General features: G+C 69.1%; 22 protein-coding genes. 14 read left to right on the top strand and 8 right to left on the bottom strand.

Features of this window, described 5'->3' with window-relative positions; genetic code table 11:
- The first annotated feature begins 98 nt into the window (after positions 1-98).
- From DMC64_RS19330 to DMC64_RS19310, 5 genes are read left to right on the top strand one after another with little or no spacing between them, the layout of a single operon-like run.
- Complete coding sequence (locus DMC64_RS19330) at positions 99-1,085, top strand: LacI family DNA-binding transcriptional regulator (protein ID WP_037341767.1); 987 nt, start codon at positions 99-101, stop codon at positions 1,083-1,085.
- Complete coding sequence (locus tag DMC64_RS19325; RefSeq protein ID WP_125734636.1) at positions 1,082-2,137, top strand: class I mannose-6-phosphate isomerase; 1,056 nt, start codon at positions 1,082-1,084, stop codon at positions 2,135-2,137. Before DMC64_RS19330 ends, DMC64_RS19325 begins: the two co-directional genes overlap by 4 nt.
- The gene (locus tag DMC64_RS19320) at positions 2,134-2,898 is read left to right on the top strand and encodes an ATP-binding cassette domain-containing protein (RefSeq protein WP_038509236.1); all 765 of its coding nucleotides are present in this window, start codon (positions 2,134-2,136) and stop codon (positions 2,896-2,898) included. Before DMC64_RS19325 ends, DMC64_RS19320 begins: the two co-directional genes overlap by 4 nt.
- Positions 2,895-3,956: an ABC transporter permease gene (locus DMC64_RS19315; RefSeq protein ID WP_073848166.1), complete on the top strand. Its 1,062-nt coding sequence runs from the start codon at positions 2,895-2,897 to the stop codon at positions 3,954-3,956. The genes DMC64_RS19320 and DMC64_RS19315 overlap by 4 nt, the downstream gene beginning before the upstream one ends.
- Before the next feature lie 28 nt (positions 3,957-3,984).
- Positions 3,985-4,974 (top strand): ABC transporter substrate-binding protein, encoded by a 990-nt coding sequence (locus DMC64_RS19310; RefSeq protein ID WP_125734635.1) that lies wholly within the window; start codon positions 3,985-3,987, stop codon positions 4,972-4,974.
- A 253-nt stretch (positions 4,975-5,227) separates the two neighbouring features.
- On the opposite strand, the gene DMC64_RS19305 is transcribed toward DMC64_RS19310, so the two are convergent.
- The gene (locus DMC64_RS19305) at positions 5,228-5,707 is read right to left on the bottom strand and encodes a hypothetical protein (protein ID WP_233629713.1); all 480 of its coding nucleotides are present in this window, start codon (positions 5,705-5,707) and stop codon (positions 5,228-5,230) included.
- 71 nt (positions 5,708-5,778) lie between these two features.
- Between DMC64_RS19305 and DMC64_RS19300 the strand changes: the two genes are divergently transcribed.
- The 6 genes from DMC64_RS19300 to DMC64_RS19275 all read left to right on the top strand — a co-directional run bounded on the left by DMC64_RS19300 (position 5,779) and on the right by DMC64_RS19275 (position 11,703).
- Entirely contained in the window at positions 5,779-6,825 is a 1,047-nt protein-coding gene (locus tag DMC64_RS19300; protein WP_199755020.1) for a sensor histidine kinase, read from the top strand.
- Entirely contained in the window at positions 6,822-7,592 is a 771-nt protein-coding gene (locus tag DMC64_RS19295; RefSeq protein ID WP_037341755.1) for a LytTR family DNA-binding domain-containing protein, read from the top strand. Before DMC64_RS19300 ends, DMC64_RS19295 begins: the two co-directional genes overlap by 4 nt.
- Complete coding sequence (locus tag DMC64_RS19290; protein ID WP_073848169.1) at positions 7,589-7,936, top strand: hypothetical protein; 348 nt, start codon at positions 7,589-7,591, stop codon at positions 7,934-7,936. Before DMC64_RS19295 ends, DMC64_RS19290 begins: the two co-directional genes overlap by 4 nt.
- Positions 7,936-9,669, top strand: coding sequence for a cation acetate symporter (locus tag DMC64_RS19285; protein WP_038509229.1), 1,734 nt, complete (start codon positions 7,936-7,938; stop codon positions 9,667-9,669). Before DMC64_RS19290 ends, DMC64_RS19285 begins: the two co-directional genes overlap by 1 nt.
- Before the next feature lie 67 nt (positions 9,670-9,736).
- Complete coding sequence (locus DMC64_RS19280) at positions 9,737-10,078, top strand: DUF485 domain-containing protein (RefSeq protein WP_037341746.1); 342 nt, start codon at positions 9,737-9,739, stop codon at positions 10,076-10,078.
- A complete protein-coding gene (locus DMC64_RS19275; RefSeq protein WP_125734633.1) occupies positions 10,075-11,703 on the top strand; it encodes a cation acetate symporter in 1,629 nt (542 codons plus the stop codon). Before DMC64_RS19280 ends, DMC64_RS19275 begins: the two co-directional genes overlap by 4 nt.
- A 63-nt stretch (positions 11,704-11,766) precedes the next feature.
- Here DMC64_RS19275 and DMC64_RS19270 read toward each other — a convergent pair whose 3' ends face one another.
- Both DMC64_RS19270 and DMC64_RS19265 read right to left on the bottom strand, forming a co-directional pair.
- Positions 11,767-12,510, bottom strand: coding sequence for an isocitrate lyase/phosphoenolpyruvate mutase family protein (locus DMC64_RS19270; protein WP_125734632.1), 744 nt, complete (start codon positions 12,508-12,510; stop codon positions 11,767-11,769).
- Complete coding sequence (locus DMC64_RS19265; protein ID WP_016336647.1) at positions 12,507-12,971, bottom strand: carboxymuconolactone decarboxylase family protein; 465 nt, start codon at positions 12,969-12,971, stop codon at positions 12,507-12,509. Before DMC64_RS19265 ends, DMC64_RS19270 begins: the two co-directional genes overlap by 4 nt.
- A 46-nt stretch (positions 12,972-13,017) precedes the next feature.
- On the opposite strand from DMC64_RS19265, the gene DMC64_RS19260 reads away from it, so the two are divergent.
- Positions 13,018-14,397 carry a PLP-dependent aminotransferase family protein gene (locus DMC64_RS19260; RefSeq protein ID WP_199755019.1) on the top strand — a complete coding sequence of 460 codons (1,380 nt, stop codon included), beginning with the start codon at positions 13,018-13,020 and terminating at the stop codon, positions 14,395-14,397.
- 78 nt (positions 14,398-14,475) lie between these two features.
- Here the strand turns inward: DMC64_RS19260 and DMC64_RS19255 are convergent, their stop codons facing one another.
- Positions 14,476-15,156 (bottom strand): peptidylprolyl isomerase, encoded by a 681-nt coding sequence (locus tag DMC64_RS19255; protein ID WP_125734840.1) that lies wholly within the window; start codon positions 15,154-15,156, stop codon positions 14,476-14,478.
- A 146-nt stretch (positions 15,157-15,302) separates the two neighbouring features.
- Between DMC64_RS19255 and DMC64_RS19250 the strand changes: the two genes are divergently transcribed.
- Entirely contained in the window at positions 15,303-15,890 is a 588-nt protein-coding gene (locus DMC64_RS19250; RefSeq protein WP_016336650.1) for a hypothetical protein, read from the top strand.
- A 4-nt stretch (positions 15,891-15,894) separates the two neighbouring features.
- Here the strand turns inward: DMC64_RS19250 and meaB are convergent, their stop codons facing one another.
- Both meaB and DMC64_RS19240 read right to left on the bottom strand, forming a co-directional pair.
- Positions 15,895-16,863 (bottom strand): methylmalonyl Co-A mutase-associated GTPase MeaB, encoded by a 969-nt coding sequence (gene meaB / locus DMC64_RS19245; protein ID WP_125734631.1) that lies wholly within the window; start codon positions 16,861-16,863, stop codon positions 15,895-15,897.
- A gap of 5 nt (positions 16,864-16,868) precedes the next feature.
- The gene (locus DMC64_RS19240) at positions 16,869-18,050 is read right to left on the bottom strand and encodes an acetyl-CoA C-acetyltransferase (RefSeq protein WP_037341726.1); all 1,182 of its coding nucleotides are present in this window, start codon (positions 18,048-18,050) and stop codon (positions 16,869-16,871) included.
- A 131-nt stretch (positions 18,051-18,181) separates the two neighbouring features.
- On the opposite strand from DMC64_RS19240, the gene mce reads away from it, so the two are divergent.
- Positions 18,182-18,631: a methylmalonyl-CoA epimerase gene (mce, locus tag DMC64_RS19235; protein WP_016336653.1), complete on the top strand. Its 450-nt coding sequence runs from the start codon at positions 18,182-18,184 to the stop codon at positions 18,629-18,631.
- Here mce and DMC64_RS19230 read toward each other — a convergent pair.
- A complete protein-coding gene (locus DMC64_RS19230; RefSeq protein ID WP_037341723.1) occupies positions 18,625-19,188 on the bottom strand; it encodes a TetR/AcrR family transcriptional regulator in 564 nt (187 codons plus the stop codon). The genes mce and DMC64_RS19230 overlap by 7 nt on opposite strands.
- Positions 19,189-19,204: 16 nt before the next feature.
- Entirely contained in the window at positions 19,205-19,573 is a 369-nt protein-coding gene (locus DMC64_RS19225) for an SPW repeat protein (protein ID WP_037341721.1), read from the bottom strand.
- Between the last annotated feature and the right edge of the window lie 197 nt (positions 19,574-19,770).

Genomic DNA, 19,770 nt, shown 5'->3' with positions numbered 1-19,770 from the left:
CACGGCGGCGTCGCTGGCGTTCAATTCCGGCCACTATGACAACGTTGTCTTCCAGCGGACCGGACAACGGCCACCGCACAACCGGCCGACGGGCCACGATGAGTGACGTGGCCCGGCTCGCGGGCGTGAGCATCAAGACCGTCTCGCGGGTGGTGAACGACGAGCCCGCCGTCCATCCGGACACCGCGGAGCGCGTCATGGCGGCGATCGAGCAGCTCGGGTTCCGGCGCAACCTCGGCGCGCGGAACCTGCGGCGCGGCTCGACGACCGGGACGATCGGCCTGATCGTCGAAGACGTCGGCAACCCCTTCTACTCCGAGCTGAACCGGGCCGTGGAACGCATCGCGACCTCGTTCGGCCGCCAGGTGCTGACCGGGTCGTCGGAGGAGAACTCCGACCGCGAACGCGAACTCGTCCTGGAGTTCTGCTCCCGCCGGGTGGACGGCATCCTCGTCGTCCCCGCCGGGATGCAGCACGGCTACCTGGTCCCCGAGATGCGCGCCGGCACACCAGTGGTGTTCCTCGACCGGCCCGCCGGCGACATCATGGCCGACACGGTGCTGGTCGACAACATCGGCGGCACCGTCGAAGCGGTCGCCCACCTGGCGAAACACGGCCATCGCCGGATCGCGTTCCTCGCCGACAGCCCCGACATCTTCACCGCGGGCGAACGCCTGCGCGGGTTCCGCGAAGGCTGTCTGCGCAACGGCATCCCCTTCGACGACAGCCTCGTCGTGATGCGGACGCCGACCGCCGAGAGCGTCGGCGACGCCGTGAAACGGCTGCTCACCGGCGCGAATCCGGCCACCGCCGTGGTCGCGGGCAACAACCGGGTCGCCGTGCACCTGCTGCGCGCGCTGGCCCACGCCGAGCGGCGGCCCGCGATGATCAGCTTCGACGACTTCGAACTGGCGGATCTGCTGGATCCGCCGGTCTCCGTGATCGCGCACGACGTGAGCGCGCTGGGCCGGGCGGCCGCGGAACTGCTGTTCGCCCGGGTACAGGGAGATCAATCCGCACCGAGAAAGGTAGTTCTGCCCGTGCATCTCGTAGCCCGCGGTTCCGGGGAGGTCGCGCCTTCATGAGCGGCCACCTCGAACCGATCCGCCTGCCGGCGAACCAGCCGCCGCAGTTCTACCGCGGCGGCGACGCCATCGCCGCGTTGCGGGGCGCCCCGTCGGAGTCCAAATTCGGGCCCGAAGACTGGGTCGGCTCGGCCACCACGATGTTCGGCCAGGAGACCAACGGCCTGACCAAGCTGCCCAGCGGGGTCTGGCTGCGCGACGCCGTCCGCGAGAACCCGGCCGCCTGGCTCGGCGCCAAGCACGTCGAGGCGCTCGGCGATTCGACCGGTCTGCTGGTGAAGCTGCTCGACGCGGGCCAGCGCCTGCCCGTGCACTTCCACCCGACGGACTCGTTCGCGAAGCGGCATTTCGACTCGCACTTCGGCAAGACCGAGGCGTGGATCGTGGTCGGCACCTACGGCGACGACCCGCGCGTCTACCCGGGCTTCAAGGAGACCGTCGACAAAGCGACGGTGAACGAATGGGCCCGCACCCAGGACGCTCCCGCCATGCTCGAGGCGCTGAACAGTGTCGCGGTCACCCCCGGCGACACGGTCTACATCCCGGCGGGCCTGCCGCACGCGATCGGCGAAGGCGTGTTCGTCGTCGAACTCCAGCAGCCGACCGACTTCTCGCTGACCCTCGAATGGCGGGACTTCCTGGCGAACCCGGAGAAGGCGCATCTCGGGATCGGCTTCGAGACCGCCATCGAAACCCTGGACACCTCGGGCTGGGACGAAGAACGACTCGGCTCGATCGTCAAGCGCACCGCCGGTGCCGAAGCGGCCACTGTGGACTTACTCGCCGACGGCAGTGACGCGTTCTTCCGTGCCGATCAGCTCCGCCCCGCCGTTTCCGGTACCTCGACAACGTTGTCACTCGACCCGTCGTTCGCGGTACTGGTGGTCATGGACGGTTCGGGCACGCTCCGCACCGAACACGGCGGCGAGTACGCGCTGCGCAAGGGCGAGACCTACGTGGTACCGCACGACGCCGGTCAATCCACTGTGGAGGGTGAGCTCACGGTCATCCGCTGCCGGCCGCCCGCACCCGAGAAGAGGGAGCGATCGTGAGCGAACTCCTGCTCGACGCACAGAACCTGGTCAAACGCTACGGCTCGGTGGAAGCACTGCGCGGCGCGTCCTTCCAGGCCCGCGCCGGTGAGGTCACCGCGCTGATCGGTGACAACGGCGCCGGGAAGTCCACTTTGGTCAAATGCCTGTCCGGCGCGGAGCAGCCGACGTCGGGCAGCATCCTGCTCGACGGCTCCGCGGTGGTGCTCGACTCCCCCACCACGGCACGGCGGATGGGCATCGAGACCGTGTACCAGGACCTCGCGGTCGCACCGGAACTCGACCCGGCCGCGAACCTGTTCCTCGGCAGGGAGATCCACCGCAAGGGGATCCTCGGCAAACTCGGGATGCTGGACAAGAAGGAGATGAAACGCCAGGCCGTGGAGGAGTTCCAGCGGCTCGGCGTGACCCTGCAGAGCACCGACGTCCCCATCGGCTCGCTTTCGGGCGGGCAGCGGCAAAGTGTCGCCGTCGCGCGCTCGGTCGTCTGGGCGTCGAAGGTCGTGTTCATGGACGAACCGACGGCCGCGCTCGGCGTCGTGCAGCGCGAACGCGTGCTCGACGTGATCAAGAAGGTGCGGGACAAGGGCATCGCCGTCGTGCTGATCAGCCACAACATGCCCGAGGTGCTGTCGGTGGCCGACCGGATCGAGGTGCTGCGGCTCGGCAAACGCGTCGCCCGGTTCACCGGCGACGGCACGAAACTGGAAGACCTGGTCGCCGCGATGACGGGCGCCCTCGTACAAGAGGAGGCGGCGTGACCGTGTCCACTCCGACGAAGAACGGCCCCGAGATCCAGACCTCTGTGGACGGTGGCTTCGGCAAACGGTCGATCGGACAACGGCTCATCGGGGCCAACACGTTCTGGATCGCGCTGGTGCTGCTGGCGCTGATCATCGTGTTCACCGCGATCGCGCCCGCTGAGTTCGCGACGCTGTTCACCTTCCAGACCCTGCTCATCGAGACCTCGGTGCTGCTGGTGCTCTCGGTCGGCATGACGTTCGTGATCATCACCTCCGGGATCGACCTCTCGGTCGGTTCGGTGCTGATCTTCGCGGGCATGGTGGCCGGCAAGACGATGGAGGCGCTGAGCCCGGACGGCGACGCGACCAAGGCCGGTTGGGGAGTCATCACCGCCGGGCTCGTGGCCGCCGTCGTCGCGGGCACGATCTGGGGCCTGATCAACGGTTTCCTCATCGCGGTGGCGAACATCCCGCCGCTGATCGTCACGCTCGGCACGATGGGTGCCGCGCTCGGCGCCGCGTACCTGCTGAACAACGGGTCCGACGTGCGCAGCGTGCCGACCGAGCTCAACAAGACGCTCGGCTACGGGACGTCGTTCGGCGGCGTGCCGAACCTGGTGCTGGTGGCCGTGGTGATCACGCTGATCGGCGCCTGGTTGTTGCACACCACCAAATTCGGCCGCTACACCTACGCCGTCGGCTCGAACGCCGAGGGCGCGCGGCGGGCGGGCATCGGGGTGACCGCGCATCTGCTGAAGGTGTACACGCTCACCGGTTTCCTCGCCGGTGTCGCCGGTTTCCTCTCGCTGGCGTACTACGCGTCGACGACGATTTCGGCGCACACCACCGACAACCTCAACGCCATCGCCGCGACGGTGATGGGCGGGACGAGCCTCTTCGGCGGTGTCGGTTCGGTGCTGGGCACGGTGATCGGCGTGTTCATCCCGGCCGTGCTGAAGAAGGGCTTCAACATCACGCAGGTCCAGGACTTCTGGCAGATGATCGCGGTCGGCGCGGTGCTGATCGCCGCGGTCTGGTTCGACCAGCGGCGCCGTCGTCGCCGCAACTCTCGCTGATCCCTACGCACAAAGAGGTGCATTCCCCATGAAGAAGACCCTGCTCGCCGCCGGTGCCGCCGTTTCCGCGGCCCTCCTGCTCACCGCGTGCGGCGGAGGCACTGTCGGCCAGGCGCCGTCGGGCGACTCCGGCGCCAAGACCAACAACAAGAAGCTGTCGCTCATCCCGGGCGTGCAGGCCGAGCCGTTCTACATCTCGATGCAGTGCGGCGCCGAGGCCGAGGCCAAGAAGGCGGGTTACGAGCTCACCACGCAGGCCCCGCAGAAGTTCGACGCGGCCATGCAGACCCAGCTCGTCAACGCGCTGGGCTCCAACCCGCCCGCCGCGCTGCTCATCGCGCCGACCGACGCGCAGGCGATGCTCGCGCCGATCCAGCAGGTCAAGAACCGCGGCTCGAAGATCATCGAGGTCGACACCGCGCTGAAGGACACCAGCGTCGCGGAGTCGTCCATTTCGTCGGACAACGCCGAGGGCGGCAAGCTCGCCGCGAAGACGATGGCGGAACTGGCCGCGGGCAAGACCGGTTCGGTGCTGGTGCTCGACACCATCGCCGGCACCTCGACCACGAACACCCGCGCGAAGGGTTTCGAGGACGAGCTGAAGAACTACCCGAACCTGAAGTCGGCGGGGGTGCAGTTCACCCAGAACGAGCCCGACCAGGCCGCGTCCAAGGTGACCGCGGCGCTGGCGTCCACCCCGGATCTGATCGGCATCTTCGCGACCAACCTCAACACCGGTGAGGGCGCCGCGACCGGTCTGCGGAACGCGGGCAAGGTCGGCGCGGTCAACCTGATCGGTTTCGACGCCTCCCCTTCGGAGATCGAGGGTCTGAAGAAGGGCGAGTACCAGGGCCTCATCGCGCAGGACCCGGCCGCCATCGGGCAGCAGGGCGTGCAGCAGGCCATCGCGGCGCTGGAGGGCAAGCCGGTGACGCGGAACCTGACCGCTTCGCTGCACTCGATCACCAAGGCGAACATGGACGCGAACGCCCAGTACTTCTACAAGCAGAGCTGCTGACGCGCTTTGGTGCTGCTATGAAAGGTCCTTTCCTTGCAAATTTTGCAAGGAAAGGACCGTTCATAGCGTTCGGGACCCGGCTCACTCCCGCGGCTCGACCAGCTTCCCTCGCGTGAGATGAAGGGGCCTTTCATAGCGAAATTTGCGATGAAAGGCCCCTTCATCTCACGTGGCCGAGAGGCCGCATGTCATGAAAGGGCCGTTCAGGACACATTTCGTCCTGAACGGCCCTTTCATGACATCCGGGGCGCACTCACTCGGCGAACTCGACCACCCCAGCGGGCGCGAAGCGCGTGAGAGCCGCGTACAGCCGAGCGCCCCCACCCAGGTGCCCCAGCGCGTACAAGTACTCGCCGTCCTCAAGCAACACTTCGGGCCCCGACCCGGTCCACTCGAGCCGGTAGTGCCACCAGTGCATCCACCGCCCCACCCGCCGCTTCTCCCGGTACACCCGCAGCCGCGTCACCTCGGTCCACCGGACCTCGAAAACGCCCGGGACCGAGAACCCCACAGCGGAGATCACCAACGAGCTCGCCGACTTCCGGAGAGCGAGCAGGATCAGCCCCGCGAAAGCCACGCTGAGCAGGCTGAACACCACCCCGGAAACCGAGCCGGAGAACAACGCCAGCACGACGGCCACCACGCCGCCGACGCCGAACACCACGAAACCGACCATCGCGACCCGCCGCATCACGACGTCCAGGCGCACCATCACCGCATCACCGGGGACCATGCCCGGAGCGTAACCGGCGAAACCACGCACCGACGTTAGGATCTAGGCCCCGACGTCGTGGAGGAGGCCGGATGACCACCCGTCTGCCCTGGCGTCCGGCCGCGAGCGCGGATCCGGTGCCGGTGCTCGCCGCCGCCCAGCGCGTTTCCGACGACCTCATGGACGGCCTCGCCGGACCCCGCGCCCGCCATGCGGCGCACGGCCTCCGACGGCTGTTCGACGTCCCCGGCCTCGGGCTGACCGACCTCTCCGGCTCGCTGATCTGGTCGGGCCGACCGGCCGCAGACGACGTCGTGGTCGCGGCGCTCGACGAGGTCCTCCACTCCGAGACACCGGTGTCCGAACCCGGACTGCTGGCGATGCCCCTGCACGTCCACGACGAACTGGCCGGCGTCCTCCTGGTCACCGAAACCACGAACGCCGTCGCCCGCCAGGCCGTCGAACTCGTCGTCCACGCGCTCGAACGCGGCAGGCTGGAGGCCTCCGCCGAGCAGGCCGCGGAGGCGGAACTGCGGGCACTGCGGGCCGAGATCTCGCCGCATTTCGTCTACAACGCGCTCACCGTGATCTCCTCGCTGGTGCGCTCCGATCCGGACCGCGCCCGCGATCTGATGCTCGATTTCGCCGAGTACACGCGCTACAGCCTCGCGCGGCACGGCGAGTACACGATGGTCGCCGAGGAGTTCCGCGCCATCGAGACGTACCTGGCGTTGCAGCGCGCCGTGCTCGGCGAACGACTTCGCGTGCAGGTGCGCGTCGCGCCGGAGGTACTGGCCGTCGCGGTGCCGTACCTCGTGCTGGAACCGCTGGTGGAGAACGCGATCCGGCACGGGATCGAGCCACGCGCCGAGGCGGGGTTCATCCAGGTTCAGGGAATGGCGGAAGGGAACGACTGCGTGATCAGCGTCGAGGACGACGGTGTCGGCATGGACCCCGCACGCGCGGCGGCGATCCTGGCCGGACGTGGCGACGACGGCGGCGTCGGACTGGCCAATGTGGACAGAAGGCTGCGCAGCGTCTACGGCCCCTGGTACGGCCTGACGGTGGAGACCGAGACCGGCGCGGGCACCAGGGTCGTGGTGCGGGTGCCCCGATTCCAGCCGGGGGTGCTGCCGTGACGAACGGGTTGCGGGTGCTGGCGGTCGACGACGTCCCGCCCGCCCTCGACGAGCTGTGCAGCCTGCTGCGCGAGGCTCCGGAAGTCGCCGAAGTGGTCGCCGCCGGTGACGCGGTCAACGCACTCAAACTGTTGCAGGGCAGTCATTTCGACGCCGTTTTCCTCGACATCTCCATGCCGGGCCTCGACGGGCTCGAACTCGCCTCCCTGCTGGCGCGGCTCAACGAACCGCCGGTGATCGTGTTCGTCACCGCGCACGACGGGCACGCCGTGGCCGCGTACGGTATCGGCGCGGTCGACTACCTGCTCAAACCGGTCCGCGCGGAACGGCTGTCCGCCGCACTGTCCAAAGTGGTCCGGATGGCGGGAAACCAGGCCGACGAGCCGAAACCCGCGCCGGACGCGATGGCGGCACTGCCGGTGGAATCCGGCGGGCGCACCCGGTACGTCCGGCGCGACGACGTCCAGTTCGTCGAGGCGCACGGCGATTACGTCCGGCTGCACACGAAATCCGGCGTCCACGTCACGCGGATGCCGATCTCCCGGCTCGAAGAGTATTGGGAGGGAACGGGATTCACCCGTGTCCACCGGGGTTTCCTGCTGGCCGTGGACGCGGTGCTCGAACTGCGCAGCGACACCACCGGCGGGCTGCTGGCGCATACGGAGGCGGGTGACGTCCCGGTGAGCCGCCGCCACGCGCGCGACCTGCGGGACCGGCTGCTCGCCGCCGCGCAACGCGGTGAACTGGGCCGGGGAGGCCGCCCGTGAGCCGCGTCAAACGGGTCGCCGTCACCAGCCCGCAGACCCGGCTCGCGCGGTCGCGGCCCCGGGCACGCGGCCGCTGGCGCGTCCCCCGGCTGGCGGCGAGCGACGCCGAACGCGCGGACCTGCTGTACCGCGCCCAGCGCCGTCGCGGACTCCCCGCGCTGGCCGGGATGTTCGGGCTGGTCTTCGGGCTCCCGCTGGTGTTCGGGATCTTCCCCGGGCTGGATTCGGTGCGGCTGCTGGGTATCCCGCTGTCCTGGCTGATGATCGCGATCCTCCCGTACCCGGCCATGGCCCTGCTGTCGTGGTGGCAGCTGCGCCGGGCGGAAAAGATCGAGGACGAGTAGTGGTCGCGGCGCTCTCGGTGGCCCCGGTCGTGCTGGTCACCCTGCTGATCGGGTTGCGCGGGGTCGCGGCCATGCGCACGACGTCGGATTTCCTCGTCGCCTCGCGCCGGATCTCGCCCTTGGTCAACTCCGCCGCGGTCTCCGGCGAATACCTGTCGGCGGCGTCGTTCCTCGGCGTCGCGGGGCTGGTGGTGAAGGACGGTATCGGCGCGCTCTGGTATCCGGTCGGGTTCACCGCCGGGTACATCGCGATGCTGGTGCTCGTCGCGGCGCCGATGCGGCGCTCCGGCGCGCTCACCGTGCCGGACTTCGCCGAAGCGCGGCTCGCCTCCCCCGCCCTGCGCCGCCTCGCCGCCGTGGTCGTCCTCGTGATCGGAACCCTTTACCTGGTACCGCAATTCCGCACCGCGGGGCTGGTGCTGACCGCGGTCGGCGGGACGCCGTACTGGGTCGGCGTCGTCATCGCGGGCACCGCCGTCAGCGCGACGTTGGCGCTCGGCGGGATGCGCGCGGCGACCTACGTCCAGGCCTTCCAGTTCGTGCTGAAACTGCTGCTGTTCATCGTTCCCGCGATCTGGCTGGTCTCCCAGGTGTCCCCGGAGCAGCGGTCGGCTTCGGTGCATCCGGTGGAATTCAGCCACTTCGCCCGCGACACCCGGCTGTCCTTCGAGATCGACGTGACGCTGACCCTGCGCGAGCCGACCACCCTGCTCACGCCGGAAAAGCATGTCGTGCCGCCGGGTGAGCTGGTGGCCAGGAGCGGCGAGACCCTGGAATTCGCCGAGGGGACCCCGGTTCCCGCCGTCCGGGGCGGTGCCCCGCTGGGCGGGCCGGACTGGCAACGGCCGCTGCTCGACCTCGGCGACCAGGGCTATCCGCTGCTCGGCACGTGGGCGATCCTGATCGCCACCATGCTCGGCACGATGGGTCTGCCCCATGTCCTGATGCGCTTCCACACCAGCCCGGACGGCCGCGCCGCCCGCCGGACCGCGGCGATCACCGTCGCCCTGCTCGGCGTCTTCTACCTGTTCCCAGGGGTTTACGGCGTCTTCGGCCGGGTGCTGGTGCCCGAGCTGTACGTCTCCGGAGCGACGGACACGGTCGTCGTCGCGTTGCCGGCGCAGATCGACGACGGCTGGGCGGGATCGCTGTTCACCGGGCTGCTGACCGCGGGCGCGTTCGCCGCGTTCCTGGCGACGTCGCTCGGGCTGCTGCTGGTGATCTCCGGCGCGGTCGCGCACGACCTCGCGCCCGGCGGCCTGCGGAGACTGCGCTGGTCGGTGCTCGGGGCGGCGGCGGTGATGGTCCTGCTCGCGTTGCCGTCGGCCAGATTGGACGCGGGCGTCCTCGTCACCTGGGGTTTCACCGTGGCCGCGTCGACGTTCTGCCCGTTGCTGGTGCTCGGCATCTGGTGGAACCGGCTCACCGCCGCGGGCGCGATCAGCGGTGTCCTCGCCGGGCTCGTCGCGTCTTCGGGCTCGATCCTCGTGGCCCTGTTCGTCCCCAGCCTGAGCGGTCTGCCCGCGATCCTGGTGTCGCAGCCCGCGCCTTGGTCGGTTCCGCTGGCATTCGGCGTAATGATCGTGGTTTCCTGGCGGGGCAGGCCTCCCGCCTGGTCCACGGCCGCCATGCTGCGGCTGCATCTGGACGATCGCACGGCCGAGACCCCTTCGTCGTGGTCCGACCACCGTTCGTCGACCGTTCGTCGTCTCGGCAGACGTTTGAACCGCTGAAGGTTCCGGTCTCCTTGACCTCTCCTTAACGTGTCGCGGAACACATTCGCGGTGCGAGGAGAGCACGATGAGTACCGAAACGAACGCTCCCAGTCCGCCGGAAACGGACTGGGACAAAGCCCATGACAGCGCGGAGTTCAAGGAACTGCGGGCTCGGTTGCGCCGGTTCGTCTTCCCCGTCTCGGCGCTGTTCCTCCTCTGGTACCTGCTCTACGTGCTGCTCGCCGACTACGCGCACGGCTTCATGAGTACGAAGCTGGTCGGCAACATCACCGTCGGCCTGGTCTTCGGTCTGCTGCAGTTCGTTTCGACGTTCGTGATCACGGGGCTCTACGTCCGCTACGCGAACAAGAAACTCGACCCCATCGCGGAGAAGATCCGCACGGACATCGAGAGTGAGGCCAAATGACCCTCGCCGCCGGAGTCGAGGGCAGCAGCCCCGTACTCAACATCACCATCTTCGGCCTGTTCGTGGTGGTCACGCTGTTCGTCGTGTTCCGGGCGAGCCGCAACACGAAGACCGCGTCGGACTACTACGCCGCCGGCCGCGCGTTCACCGGCCCGCAGAACGGCGTCGCCATCGCGGGCGACTACCTGTCCGCCGCGTCGTTCCTCGGGATCGCGGGCGCGATCGCCGTCTACGGCTACGACGGCTTCCTGTACTCCATCGGCTTCCTGGTGGCGTGGCTCGTGGCGTTGCTGCTGGTCGCGGAACTGCTGCGCAACACCGGCAAATTCACCATGGGCGACGTGCTGGCGTTCCGGATGAAGCAGCGCCCGGTGCGGGCCGCGGCGGCGACGTCCACCCTGGCCGTGTCGTTCTTCTACCTGCTCGCGCAGATGGCGGGCGCCGGTGGCCTCGTCGCGCTGCTGCTCGGGATCGAGAGCAAGGCCGGGCAGGCCGCGATCATCGTGATCGTCGGCATCATCATGATCGCCTACGTGCTCATCGGCGGGATGAAGGGCACCACCTGGGTCCAGATCATCAAGGCGGCGCTGCTCATCGTCGGCGCGCTGGCGATGACGCTGTGGGTGCTGGGCATGTACGGCTTCAACCTCTCCTCGCTGCTGCAGGGCGCGGTGGACAAGGCGGGCAAGGCCGGTGAGGCGCTGCTCGGGCCGGGCAACCAGTACGGCAAGACCGGCACGACGAAACTCGACTTCCTGTCGTTGGGCATCGCGCTGGTCCTCGGTACCGCGGGTCTGCCGCACGTCCTGATGCGCTTCTACACGGTGCCGACGGCGAAGGAAGCCCGTCGTTCCGTGGTGTGGGCGATCGGCCTGATCGGCGTCTTCTACCTGTTCACCCTGGTGCTCGGCTACGGCGCCGGCGCGCTGGTCGGCGCGGACAAGATCAAGGCCGCTCCCGGCGGCGTGAACTCGGCCGCCCCGTTGCTGGCGCTGGAACTCGGCGGACCGATCCTGCTCGGCCTGATCGCGGCGATCGCGTTCGCGACGATCCTCGCCGTGGTCGCGGGGCTGACGATCACCGCGTCGGCGTCGTTCGCGCACGACGTCTACGCCAACGTGATCAAGAAGGGCAAGGCGACCCCGGCTTCGGAGGTGAAGGTCGCCCGGATCACCGCGCTGGTGATCGGCGCGGTCGCGATCCTCGGCGGCATCCTCGCCAACGGGCAGAACATCGCGTTCCTGGTGGCGCTCGCGTTCGCGGTGGCGGCGTCGGCGAACCTGCCGACAATCCTCTACTCGCTGTTCTGGAAGCGGTTCAACACCCAGGGCGCGCTGTGGAGCATCTACGGCGGTCTCGCGGTCTGCATCGTGCTGATCGTGTTCTCGCCCGCGGTGTCGGGAAAGCCAGTCGATGCCAAGACCGGGAAGAGCGCCTCGATGATCCAGGGCGTCGACTTCCACTGGTTCCCGCTGGACAACCCGGGCATCGTCTCGATCCCCGTGGCGTTCTTCCTCGGCTGGCTCGGGACCGTGCTGTCCAAGGAGCACAACCAGAAGAAGTACGCGGAGATGGAGGTCCGGTCCCTGACCGGAGCGGGCGCCGAAAAGGCCGTCGCCCACTAGTCGCCGGGGCGGTGCGGCCGGCATCCAACGCCCCCGGCCGCACCGCCCCGGTTCCCATTCCCCTTAATACGGCAGTTTCCCCGCCGTCAGTTCGGCCAGCTTCGCGCGGAGATCGGCCCTCGCCGATTTCCACAGCCCGGTGCCCAGCGAGATCCGCGCCACCCCCAGTGCGGCGAGCGCGGAGAGATCGGGGCCCGAAGGCGTCGGAGCGGCGTTGACCGCCCCCGGTGCCACCGCCTTCACGAACTCGCCTAGCACTTCCGGCGACTTCACCATGATCGGGTAGACGCAGTCCGCCCCAGCATCGAGATACGCCTTGGCCCGCAGGATCGCGTCGTCCAGGACGGCCCGCTCGTCGGACGCGCCGAGGAAGACGTCGACGCGGGCGTTGATCACCAGCGCGTCCCCGGCGGCCTCCCGCAACTTCGCGACCCGTTCCGCCTGCGCCTCCAACGGGAGGACACCGCCCGAGGGATGGTCGGTGTCCTCGTAGTTGCAGCCGACGGCGCCCACCTCGGTCAGCCTCGCCGCGAGTTCTCCCGCTTCGAGCCCGTACCCGCCTTCCGCGTCGACGGTCACCGGCACCGAGACCGCCCGCGCGATCCTCGCGGCCGCCGCGAACATCTCGTCGGCGGGCGCGTCCTCCCCGTCCTCGTATCCGAGGACCTTGGCCACGGCGAAGGAACTCGTCGCCACGACCGGGAACCCGGCGGCCTCCACGAGACGTGCGCTGTCCGCGTCCCACGCGTTCGGCAGAAGGAGCGGCTCGCCCGCGACGTGCAGCTCCCGCAGTCGAGCCGCGGTCATTCGGCGCGCTCGGGCAGCGGCGCGTGGCTGGTCACGCACATCCGGTTCCAGCTGTTGATCGCGATCGCCTCCCAGACGATGGCGCGGTACTGCTCCTCGGTGAAGACGCGCGTGGCCTCTTCGTAGACGTCGTCCGGGACGTCGTGCAGGGTCGCGACGTTCGTGATCGCCTCGGTGAGCGCGAGCGCGGCACGCTCCTGCTCGGTGAACAGTTCGGTCTCCCGCCAGCCCTGCAGCACGAACAGCCGCCGCGGCGACTCGCCCATCTGCAACGCGTCGTGGGAGTGCATGTCGAGGCAGAACGCGCAGTGGTTGATCTGCGACGACCGCATCTTCACCAGTTCGAGGATCTTCTGGTCGACACCGGCGTTGGCGGCGGCCTTCTCGACTTCGGCCTGGAGCTTCGCCATGGCCTGGTAGATCTCGGGCACTCGTTTGCCCACGTGGATTCGCTCGGTCATGACTGCGAATCTAGCGTCGACTGGCCCACGAGTATGGTCCAGTGTCATGGCGGAATCATGGTCCAGTTCGGGAATAGACGTCCACCTGGACTGGCGCCCCGAAAGCGGCCGGACCGGGCTCGCGACGGCGATCCGTGCGGCCATCCGGGAAGGACGCTGGCAGGCGGGCGCCGCGGTGCCCTCGACCAGGGCGTTGGCGCAGGACCTCGGCGTCGCCAGGGGAACGGTCACCCGCGTCTACGCCGATCTCGCCGCCGAGGGCTACCTGCGGACGGCACAGGGCGCGCCGACCCGCGTCGCGACGGCGGGCGCGCTGCCCGCGTCGGCGCCTAGGCCCGTCCCCCGCGACCCGGCACCACGCTGGGATCTGCGGCCCGGCAGGCCGAACCTGTCCGCGTTCCCGCGGTCGGCCTGGCTCGCGGCGACCCGGCGGGCACTGCACAAGGCGCCGATGACGGCGTTCGACTACACGGCCGAATCCGGCGCGGCGGAACTGCGGGAGACGCTCGCCGCGTATCTCGCCCGCAGCCGCGGCGTGATCGCCGACCCGGCGCGGATCCTGGTGTGTTGCGGGTTCTCGCACGCGATCGCGATCCTGGCGCGGGTCCTGCACGCGCGCGGCGCGGACGAGATCGCGTTCGAGAACCCATCGCTGCACATCTACCGGAACATCGCCGCCGCCAACGGTCCCCGCGTGGTCGGCGTCCCCGTCGACGACCACGGGATCACCGTGTCCTCATTGGACAGTCCGGCGGTGGTGGTCACCCCGGCGCACCAGTACCCACTGGGTGTCACACTCGGCCCTCAGCGACGAGCGGAACTCACCCGCTGGGCGGAGCAAACCGGTGCCGTCGTCATCGAGGACGACTACGACGGCGAGTTCCGGTTCGACCACCAGCAGGTCGGCGCGTTGCAGGCGCTGGCGCCGGAACGGGTCGTGTACGTGGGCACGACGAGCAAGACGCTCGCGCCGTCGCTACGGCTGGGATGGATGGTGCTGCCACGGTTCCTGGTCGAACCGGTGCGCGCGGCGATGGCCGAGAGCGGGGCCCGGCCCGCGCTGGTGGACCAGCTGGCGATGGCCGAACTGATCGAATCGGGCGCGTACGACCAGCACATCCGCCGCTGCCGGATCGAGTACCGCTCCCGGCGGGACAAGCTGCTCGCGGCACTGCCGGATTCCGTTCTGCCGCAAGGGATCTCCGCCGGGCTGCATCTGGTGCTCCAGTTCCCCGGCGAGGTCCCGGGGGAGATGGAGGTGCTGGCCGCCTGCCGCCGTCGCGCGATCGGGCTCGAAGGCCTCAGCGGCTACTGGATCGGCGAGCCGCAGCGCGAGGGGCTCATCATCGGGTACGGCGCCGCCGCGAAGCACGCTTTCGGCGGCGCTACCCAGGCCTTGCGCGAGGCCATCTTCGAGGTCACCTGACTCCCGCATTTCGTCCTCTGGATGCGGTAGTTGGTAGCGCGAACCACCGCATCCAGAGGACTAAATGCGTGGGGTCACCTAGCAGAACCAGGCGCGGGCGCGGAGGATGTCGGTCTTCAGCACCGGGGCGCCGTCGACCGGGGCGGGGTTCTCCGGCGTCGGCTGGATGCCGCCGGCGGCGACGTCGTCGAGGGTTTCGAGGCCTTCATGCCCGACGGTGCCGAAGATCGTGTAGTTCGGCCGCAGCGCGGAGTCGCCGTACACCACGAAGAACTGGCTTCCGTTCGTCGCCGGGCCCGCGTTGGCCATCGCGAGGACACCGCGCGAATACACCTTGCGCGCGCCGGTCGGGTCCGTCGGCGCGGGCGGCAGGCCGACGGGCAGTTCGTCCTTGTACTTGTAGCCGGGGCCGCCCTCGCCGGTGCCGCTCGGGTCACCGCACTGCAGCACCTTCAACGTCGGGTACGCGGTCAGCCGGTGACACGTCGTGCGGTCGTAGAACCGGTGCTTCGCCAGGTGTAGGAAGCTCTGCACCGTGCACGGCGCCTTCGCCCGATCGAGGGTCAGATCGATGATGCCCTGGTTCGTCTTCAGCTGCACCGGGACCTTGCCCCGGTCCGGCGTACGACGGGGGTCCGGCGGCAACGGGACCGGGCGCACGGCCGGGTCTTCCGGCGTCTGCGTGTACTGGCACGGCCCCTTCGTGACCTTCGGCGGCGCGCCTTCCGCCGACGCCGTTCCGGTGCCGGCCGCGAGCATCAGCCCGGCTCCCAGCACTGCCACAAAGACCTTCGCGATCCTCTGCACGGTTCCTGCCTCCCAGCCGTGGACGAAGAAGAGAGCATAGGGTGAATCCCCGGCGCTCACACAGGTCCGGAAGTAGGTCCGCGATTAGGGTCGAAGCCGTGGAGATCGCCGAACGACACCAATGGCAGCTGAACGCCCTGACCTTCCTGTACGCGTACACGCAGTACGTCCTCGTGCACGAGCGGGTCATGGCGGGGCTGCCGCCGGAGAAACCGGCTGAACTCGACAAACCGCGCATGCTCAGGCTGGCCAAGGTCGTCGACGACATGATCCTCGACTTCCGCAAGGAGGACGGGCTGAGCGACCTCGAACGGCGCCGCGTCATCCGCCTCGCCAGGGAGATCAAATCGCACGTCCGGGAGAAGTGGCCGCCCCGCGAACCGACGCTGACCGAGTGGATCGCCTCGGCCGCGGCGCACTTCTACTGCGAGGAGCACATCAACAACGGCTACGTCCGGATGGGCCGCGTCTTCGATCCCGACATGGCGGACCGGTTCCTGGAGCGGGTCGAGTTCTGCCGTGGGCAGACCGTCACGATCACGAAGTACGCCCACAAGGTGGCCGACGGCGAAGAGCTCACGTACGGCGAGACCAATCAGCTCGAAGTCTGGAAAGAGGACGCGATCGCCCATCTGGACAATCTCGACAGCGACTTCGGCGACATCAAGATGTACGTCGAATTCTGAACCCTCACGAGCCGCGAAGGTCTCCGATGAGTTCTTCGGCCGCCGCGAACGGGTCGAGTTTCCGCGCGACCACGCGTTCGGCCACTTCGGTGAGCCGGTCCCCGGAACGCAGGTCGACGATTTCCGCGCGCAGCCGCTGCACGGCGATCGCCTCGACCTCGTCCCGGGCCCGCGCCGCACGACGGCGGGGCAGTTCGTCGCGCCGGACGAGCCAATCGTGGTGTTCGTCGAGCGCGCGGACGACGTCCTCGACGCCTTCGCCGCGCGACGCCACCGTTCGCACGATCGGCTGACGCCAGCTCGGACCGCGGATCTCCCGGCGTACCAAGGAGATCATCTGCTTGAGGTCGTGAACGGTCGCGTCCGCGCCCTCGCGGTCGGCCTTGTTGACCACGAACACGTCCGCGATCTCCAGCACGCCGGCCTTGGCCGCCTGGATCCCGTCGCCCATCCCCGGCGCGAGCAGGACCACGGTGGTGTCGGCCAGTTTCACGACGTCCACTTCGGACTGACCGACGCCAACGGTCTCGATCAGCACGACGTCGAACCCGGCCGCGTCGAGTACCCGGACGGCCTGCGGCGTCGCCCACGACAACCCGCCGAGATGGCCGCGCGTCGCCATCGACCGGATGAAGACGCCGGGATCGGTGGCGTGTTCGGTCATCCGGATCCGGTCGCCGAGCAGCGCGCCGCCGGAGAACGGCGACGACGGGTCGATCGCCAGCACGCCGACGCGCAGGCCTTTCGCCCGCAAAGCCGTGAGCAGCGCGGAAGTCGATGTCGACTTGCCGACACCGGGTGGCCCGGTCAGGCCGACGACCCGCGCGTTCCCGGTGTGCGGCGTCAGCTTCGCCGCGACCTCGGGCAACCGCGGATGGGCATCCTCGACCAGCGACAGCAACCGGGCGATCGCGCGGGGGACGCCGTCCCGCGCGCGACCGACCAGTTCGTCGATGTCCAGCTGTACCGGCAACGGCTTTACGGAACGCGGATGAGCAGCGCGTCGCCCTGGCCGCCGCCACCGCAGAGGGCGGCCGCGCCGAGGCCGCCACCGCGACGGCGGAGTTCGTGCACCAGGTGCACGGCGAGCCGCGCGCCGGACGCGCCGATCGGGTGACCGAGCGCGATGGCACCGCCGTCGACGTTCACCTTCTCCGGGTCGAGCCCGAGCTTGTCGGCCGAGACCAGGCCGACGGCGGCGAAGGCTTCGTTGATCTCGACGAGGTCGAGCGCGTCCGCGGTCAGCTTCTCCTTGGCCAGCGCGGCCAGGATCGCGTTCGACGGCTGCTCGTGCAGGCTGGCGTCCGGACCGGCGACCACACCGTGCGCGCCGATCTCGGCGAGCGGGGTCAGGCCCAGCTCCTCGGCCTTGGCCTTGCTCGCGACGATGACCGCGGCCGCGCCGTCGGAGATCTGCGAAGCCGAGCCCGCGGTGATGGTGCCGTCGGAGGCGAAGGCGGGACGCAGCTTCGCGAGACCTTCGGCGGTGGTGTCGGCGCGGACGCCCTCGTCCTGGGAGAAGACGACCGGGTCGCCCTTGCGCTGCGGGATCGACACGGGCGCGATCTCGGCGTCGAAGCGGCCCTCGGCGATCGCGGCGGCGGCACGCTGGTGCGAACGCGCGGAGAACTCGTCCTGCTGCTCACGGGTGAGCCCGTAGCGGCTGTTGTACTTCTCCGTCGAAGAGCCCATCGCGACCTGGTCGAAGGCGCAGAACAGACCGTCGTAGGCCATGTGGTCGACGAGGGTGGTGTCGCCGTACTTGAACCCGGAGCGGGACTTCGGCAGCAGGTGCGGCGACTGGGTCATCGACTCCTGGCCACCGGCCACGATCAGGTCGAACTCACCCGCGCGGATGAGCTGGTCGGCCAGCGCGATGGCGTCGAGACCGGAGAGGCAGACCTTGTTGATGGTCAGCGCCGGGACGCTCATCGGGATACCGGCGGCGACCGCGGCCTGACGGGCCGGGATCTGGCCCGCGCCGGCGGTGAGCACCTGGCCCATGATCGTGTACTGGACCGCGTCCGGGGAGACACCGGCCTGCTCCAGCGCCGCCTTGATGGCGAATCCGCCGAGTTGTGCGCCCGAGAAATCCTTCAGGGAACCGAGCAATCGCCCGATCGGTGTACGGGCGGCACCCAGGATCACGGAACCGGACACAGCGTCCTCCAAGCATCGGCGCAAGGGCAAAGGGGGTCTTCGCGACCATACCCGGGTCGCGGGCCTCTTGATGGAGCCAGTGTGAGGCGGCGCACGCCGGTCCGCCCGCTCGCGCACCTATCCTGCTCTGCATGAACCAGGCGCTGAAACCGTTCGTGACGGCCATCGACCACGTCGGCATCGCGGTACCCGATCTCGATGCCGCGATCGCCTTCCACGCCGAGCATTTCGGCCTGGAGGTCGCGCACGAGGAGATCAACGAGGAGCAGGGGGTCCGCGAGGCGATGCTGCGCGCGCCGGGCACCGCCGGGACCGAGACCGCGATCCAGCTCCTCGCGCCGTTGCGTGAGGATTCCGCGATCGGCAAGTTCCTCGCGAAGAGCGGGCCCGGGTTGCAGCAGCTGGCATATCGAGTGTCCGATGTGGACGCCGCGGCCGAAGCTCTGCGCGCGCAGGGACTTCGGCTGCTCTACGCCGAGGCGAAACGCGGCACGTCCAACAGCCGGGTGAACTTCGTCCATCCCAAGGACGCCGGCGGTGTGCTGGTGGAACTGGTCGAGCCCGCGAAGGACGGTCACTGACCCCGCGTCAACGCAGAGGCGATGAAGAGGACCTCGCGGTCGATCTCGGCGGGGTCCCCGTCCTCGGTGTGCCGCGCCGTCGCGTGACGGTGGCTGACCGCCCGCGCCAGCAGTCCCGAGGCCGAATCGACGTCGGCGATCGCGAGTTTGCCGCCGGTCGCGGCGACGATCACCGCCTTCACCTGCCGGACGAGCTGCTGGAACCGTTCGGCCAGCGCGTCGCGGACCGCGCGGTGCGTATCGGCTTCCCGCCACAGCAGGTGTGAGAGCGCCAGCGACCGGTTGAACCGCCTGTCGAGTTCCACGACGAGGCCGCGCAGGCTGCCCGCGAGGTCGCCGGGGACCACCACGACGGCCGGTTCGATCCGGGCGTCGGGCAGTTCGGCGACCAGCGCGGCCAGCAGATCCGACTTGCGCCGGAAGTAGTAGTGCACGAGGCCTTTCGGCACGCCCGCCCGCTCCGCGATCCGCGAAGTGGGCGTGGCGTCGAAACCGGATTCGGCGAAGAGCGCCTCCGCGGCTCGCAGGATGCGCTGTTTCGCCGAATCCTCTTTCACGCCGTTCCCTCCCGGGTCAGTGCTGTCCCGCCGTCCTGTGCGTCGCCTGGGCGATCGGCATCGCCGCCGCCCCGGCCACCACGGTCAGGACGCCACCGATCCAAGCGGTCCAGGACGCGCCCATGAAGTCGGCGTATCCCATCACCCAGGGCGAAATGAACAGCAGTGCGCCCAGAACGATCTGGATGCCTTCGCCGTAGACCATGCCAGGCATCGCAAGCGACGCGAGACCGTCGAGGGCGACCAGCGCGCCGAGGACGACGAGCGTCCACATGGCGGTGTTGTCCGTGGTCATCCAGAGGGGTGAAAGCGCGACGACGACACCGATGACCACCTCCGCCCAGTCATGGGGACGGGTCCAAGGGCGCGTCGTGGGTTCGTTCATGCGTGCTCACCTCCGAAAATCGGCTGAACCTGCAGGTCGGAGAGATCTCCACGTCCGATGGTCCGCTTGGTTGGCCGGCCGGTCAAGACCGGTCGATAACACTTCGGGATGTGGACGTGCTCCACGTCTCGTACAGTTGTGGACTTGGTTACCCGTGAGTAATTTGTGGCCCCAACGCCATGACCCCAATCGCGGAG

The organism is Amycolatopsis sp. WAC 04197 (genome assembly GCF_003947475.1).
In the GTDB taxonomy this organism is placed as follows: Bacteria; Actinomycetota; Actinomycetes; order Mycobacteriales; family Pseudonocardiaceae; genus Amycolatopsis; species Amycolatopsis japonica.
Note: the sequence above shows the minus strand (reverse complement) of the source record. Positions and strands in the feature narration are given on the sequence as shown.